Consider the following 4,647-nt stretch of genomic DNA (forward strand, 5'->3'; position numbering starts at 1 on the left):
GCGCCAGCCGCAGCAGCGCGGCCAGCGCCGCCCGCCCGGCCGCGCGCTCATGCCAGGCCGCAGCCAGCTCGCGCAGCGGCTCGAAGTAGGCCGGTGCCAGCATCAGCACCATCAGCCCCTCGCCCATCGACAGGCGCCGTCCCCAGGCCCCGAAGCCGATGCTGCCGAGCAGGTGGAAGCCGACGTACACCGCGACCATCGCGACGCCCAGCGACGCGAACAGCTCCAGCACCGCCGACGAGACGAAGGCGATGCGCAGCACGGCCATCGTGCGCCGGTGCAGCCGCGCCGACTGCGCGGCCAGGCGCCGCGCCGCGGCGTCGACCGCACCCAGCGCGCGCAGCGTCGCGAGGCCGCGCAGGCGGTCCAGCAGGAAGGCGCCCTGCTGCCCCGCCTCGTCCATTTGCGCCTCGCTCGCGGCCTGCGCCCTCCAACCCACCAGCGCCATGAACAGCGGCACCACCGGCGCCGCCAGCAGCAGCACCAGCGCCGCCGCCCACGACCACCAGGCGACCAGCGCGAGGATCGCGAGCGGCACGCAACGCACGCGCCACAACGCGATGTCGACCTTGGCCAGGTACGGCAGCACCGCCTCGGCCTGCTCGGCCAGCTCGTGCGCCAGCTGGCCGGCATGCGGCCGGCGCGCATCGAGCGGCGAGGTCGCGAGCCAGGCATCGAGCGCCTGGGCCCGCCAGCGCGACAGCTGCAGCCGGGCGGCGACGAAGGCAAGGCGCCGGCCCCAGGCGTCGAGCCCGATGCGCGCGGCCACGACGGCCAGCAGCGCGAAGGCCCAGGGCACGAGGGCGTGCAGGCCGCCGCCGTCCGCGATGCACTGCAGCGCGAAGGCCAGCACGACCCACTGCAGCACCCCCAGCAGCGACGCGGCCAACTGCAAAGCCGTCGCCAGGCGGCTGACGCCGGCGACCGGGCGCCGGGCGTCGGTCGGGTCCTGCATGCGCGCGAGACTAGGGCCGCGCCTGTCCCGCGTCAATCGCGATCTGACGCGATAAGCGTTGGCTATCATCTGCCCATGAAGCTGTCGAGCTTGCGGGCCCTGGTGGCCGCCATCGAGGAAGGCAGCCTGCGCTCCGCGGCCCGGCGCCTGGGCGTCTCGCAGCCGGCGTTGACCAAGATGGTCCGCGAACTCGAACGCGAACTCTCGACGACGCTGCTGCTGCGCTCGACCACCGGCGTGGTCGCCACCGCGCAAGGCCGGGTCCTCCACGAGCGCGCGATCGCCGCCGACCGCGAGCTGTCGCAGGCCGTCGACCAGATCCGCCAGCTCGACGGCCGCATGACCGGCGCCCTGACCATCGCCGCCGTGCCGCTGGCCGTGATGCTGCTGATCCCGCAGGCGCTGCGCAGCTTCGGCCACGAGTTTCCGGACATCCAGCTGCGCATCGTCGAAGAGCTCTACATCGCGCAGCTCACGCGGCTGCGCAAGGGCGAGTTCGACATCGCGCTCGGGCCGCTGCCGGAGCAGTTGCCGCCCGGCGAGTTCGCCGTCCAGACGCTGATGCCGATCGCGATGGTCATCGTCGTGCGCAAGGGCCATCCGATGGCGCGCGCGCGCAGCCTCGCCGACCTCGCCGCCGCGCCCTGGGTCTACACCGGCGCAAGCGCCGGCTCGGGCTACGCGAAGCTGCTGTTCGAACGCCACGGGCTGAAGCCGCCGCCGGCGGGCGCGCTCGTCAACTCGACACTGGGCCTGCTGTCGGTCATCGCGGGCGGCAACTGCGTCGGCCTGTTGCCGCGGCAGATCGCGGTGCATCCCTTCGCGGCCCAGCACCTGGACGTGATCGACGTCGCCGAGGGCCCGCTCGAGCTGACGATCGGCGCGCTGGCGCGGGCCGAGGCGGCGCTGCAGCCTGCCGTGCGCCATTTCCTGGCCCACCTGCACCGCGCGGCGCACCACCTGGCCGCCGCGGACGCCGTATTTCAAGCCGGACACAGTCCTCTCGGACTGTAAGCAGCAGGCCGCCGCGCGGCGCGCCTTCGGGGAGAGCCGGCGAGCCCGGCGATAACCTGCGGTGATGCCCCCCTGCAACGCGCTATCGCGCTTGAAATCGCGTGGCAACACCGCTGCCGGACAGTCGCGGACAGCCGTCACGACTGAAAGGTTCCCGTCATGAGAGTTCGTTTCCTTTGCGCTGCCATGCTGGCCGTGGCCACCCTGTTCTCCGCCTGCGGCGGCGACAGCTCCGACAGCAGCACCGGCACCAGCAGCACCTCCACCGCACCTGCGATCACCACCCAGCCGACATCGCTGAGCGTCGCCGCGGGCGCCAGCGCGAGCTTCACGGTGGTGGCCAGCGGCACGGCCACGCTGGCCTACCAATGGCGCAAGGACAGCACCGCCATCTCGGGCGCCACCTCGGCCACCTACACGATCGCGACGGTGGCCAGCTCGGATGCCGGCAGCTACGACGTCGTGGTGACCAATTCGGCCGGATCGGCCACCAGCAGCGCGGCCACGCTGACGGTGACGACGACCAGCTCCGGTTCGTCCTCGCTGAGCGCCGACGTGTACAGCGCCGCGACGACCTTCTACAACACGCTGAGCAGCTCGCAGCAGTCGACCGTGCAGCTGTCGTGGAGCCTGGACACCGCTCGCAAATGGTCGAACCTGCCGGCCCAGCTGGTGGCGCGCAACGGCATCACCTGGGGCAGCCTGAGCACCGCCCAGCAGACCGCCGCCCGCACGCTGATCGCCACCGCGCTCAGCGCCACCGGCAACACGCTGCACCTCGGGCTGCAGGCCGCCGACGACTACCTCGCCGCAAACGGCGGCGGCAGCAGCTACGGCAACGGCCAGTACTACATCGCCTTCCTCGGCACGCCGTCGGCGAGCGACTTCTGGATGCTGCAGCTGACGGGCCACCACCTGACCTACAACATCGCCTTCAACGGCAGCTACAAGTCGCCGACACCGTTGTTCCTCGGCGTCGAACCCAAGGGCTCGTTCACGCAGAGCGGCACCACCTACGACCCGATGGAGGCCCAGCGCACCGCGATGTCCAACCTCGGCACCTCGCTCACGGCGTATTCCGGCGCGAAGCTGAGCGGCACCTACAGCGACCTGGTGTTCGGCGCCAACGGCTCGGGCAACATCGACGGCACCTGCCCGCGCAGCTACTCCAGCGTCACCGATCACGGCCTGCTGTACGGCAGCCTGTCGTCGACCGACCAGGCGCTGGTGCAGGCGGTGATCAAGTCCTACGTGAACACCCAGGCCACCGAATACGCCGACGACCTGCTGGGCGCCTACCTCGGCGACACCGCGCTGGCCTCGACCTACGTGGCCTATTCGGGCTCGGGCACCGTGACCACGAAGGGCAACTACTTCCGCATCGAAGGCCCGCGCGCGTGGATCGAGTTCTCGGTGCAGAGCGGCGTGATCTTCAGCACCGACATCCACTACCACACGATCTGGCGCGACAAGTACGGCGACTACGGCGGCAAATGCGTCAGCTGAGCATGCGGGCGATCATCGGACTGCTGTGCGCCTTCTGGGCCGCCTTCGCCGCGGCCCACCCGATGCCCGAGAGCCGGGTGTGGATCGACACCACGCCGGCGGGCCTGCGGCTGACGCTGCAGCTGCCGCTGAACCGGCTGGAATACGGCTTCGGCCAGCCGCTGGCCGACATCTCCGGCACGCTGCTGGCGCAGCACGGCGAGGCCTTGTCGCGCTACCTGCTGCAGCACGTGGGCGCGCGCAGCGGCGACACCGCCTGGCAGGCACACCCGCCGCAGCTGGAGGTGGTGGGCAACGATGCATCGGCGGAATTGCAGGCCGTGCTCGAGCTGAGGGCCCCACCCGGGGCCGACACCCGCTCCCTCACGCTGCGCTACGACGCCATCACGCACGAGGTCCGCACGCACCAGGTGCTGGTCTTCCTGCGCAACGACTGGGCCGCGGGGCACGTCGGCGAGGCCCCGCTGCTGCTGGGCGAGCTGCACCACGGGCTCGACACGCTGCAGGTCCGCTTGGGCGGCGAGCGCAGCGGCGCGAGCATCGTGCAGCTACTGAAGGCAGGCGCCGTGCACATCGCCACCGGCACCGACCACCTGCTGTTCCTGCTGCTGCTGGTGGTGGTGGCGCCGCTGGCCGCGCGCCACGGGCGCTGGGAGACCGTGCGCGAAGGCCGGCCCGCCGTGCGCCAGATCGCCATCGTCGTGAGCGCCTTCACGCTCGGGCATTCGATCACGCTGGCCCTCGGCAGCCTGGGCTGGGTGTCGCCGCCGGCCAGGCTGGTCGAGGTGGCCGTCGCCGCTTCGATCGCGATCGCGGCGCTGCATGCGCTGCGCCCCCTGCGTGCCAACGGCGAGATCGCGATGGCGCTCGGTTTCGGCCTGGTCCACGGCTTCGCGTTCTCGGGCAGCCTGTCCGGCGCCGGCCTGAGCGCGTGGCAGCATGCGGTCGCGCTGCTGGCCTTCAACCTCGGCATCGAGGCGATGCAGATCGCGGTGTTGCTGATCGCGCTGCCGCCCTTGCTGGTGCTCAGCCGCACGAATGCCGGCTGGTATGCGCGGCTGCGCCGCGCCGTCGCGGCCGGCGCGGGCGGCCTGGCCACCGCGTGGATCGCCGAGCGGCTGGGCCTGGGCGCGTTCGCGGTGGTGCCGGGCGCCGATGACGCGGCGTGGCTC

The 4,647-nt window shown here is 71.9% G+C and carries 4 protein-coding genes; 3 read left to right on the forward strand and 1 reads right to left on the reverse strand.

What is annotated here, in order from left to right; translation table 11 throughout:
• Positions 1-955: ABC transporter transmembrane domain-containing protein (locus AC1DYN_RS31545; RefSeq protein WP_477966588.1), on the reverse strand; the 955-nt coding region annotated here is incomplete at its 3' end.
• 75 nt (positions 956-1,030) lie between these two features.
• Between AC1DYN_RS31545 and AC1DYN_RS31550 the strand changes: the two genes are divergently transcribed.
• The 3 genes from AC1DYN_RS31550 to AC1DYN_RS31560 form a co-directional block, all read left to right on the forward strand.
• Entirely contained in the window at positions 1,031-1,969 is a 939-nt protein-coding gene (locus AC1DYN_RS31550; RefSeq protein ID WP_477966590.1) for a LysR family transcriptional regulator, read from the forward strand.
• A gap of 159 nt (positions 1,970-2,128) precedes the next feature.
• Positions 2,129-3,475 (forward strand): DUF3500 domain-containing protein, encoded by a 1,347-nt coding sequence (locus AC1DYN_RS31555; RefSeq protein WP_477966592.1) that lies wholly within the window; start codon positions 2,129-2,131, stop codon positions 3,473-3,475.
• Positions 3,463-4,647, forward strand: a 1,185-nt coding sequence (locus AC1DYN_RS31560; RefSeq protein WP_477966594.1) for a HupE/UreJ family protein, incomplete at its 3' end; no start/stop codon positions are given. The genes AC1DYN_RS31555 and AC1DYN_RS31560, both read left to right, overlap by 13 nt.

It is taken from the genome of Rhizobacter sp. P2_D12 (assembly GCF_056404395.1).

Coding starts and splice junctions, on each gene's coding strand:
- AC1DYN_RS31555 (WP_477966592.1), top strand. CDS start 2,129: ATGAGAGTTCGTTTCCTTTGCGCTGCCATGCTGGCCGTGGCCACCCTG.
- AC1DYN_RS31550 (WP_477966590.1), top strand. CDS start 1,031: ATGAAGCTGTCGAGCTTGCGGGCCCTGGTGGCCGCCATCGAGGAAGGC.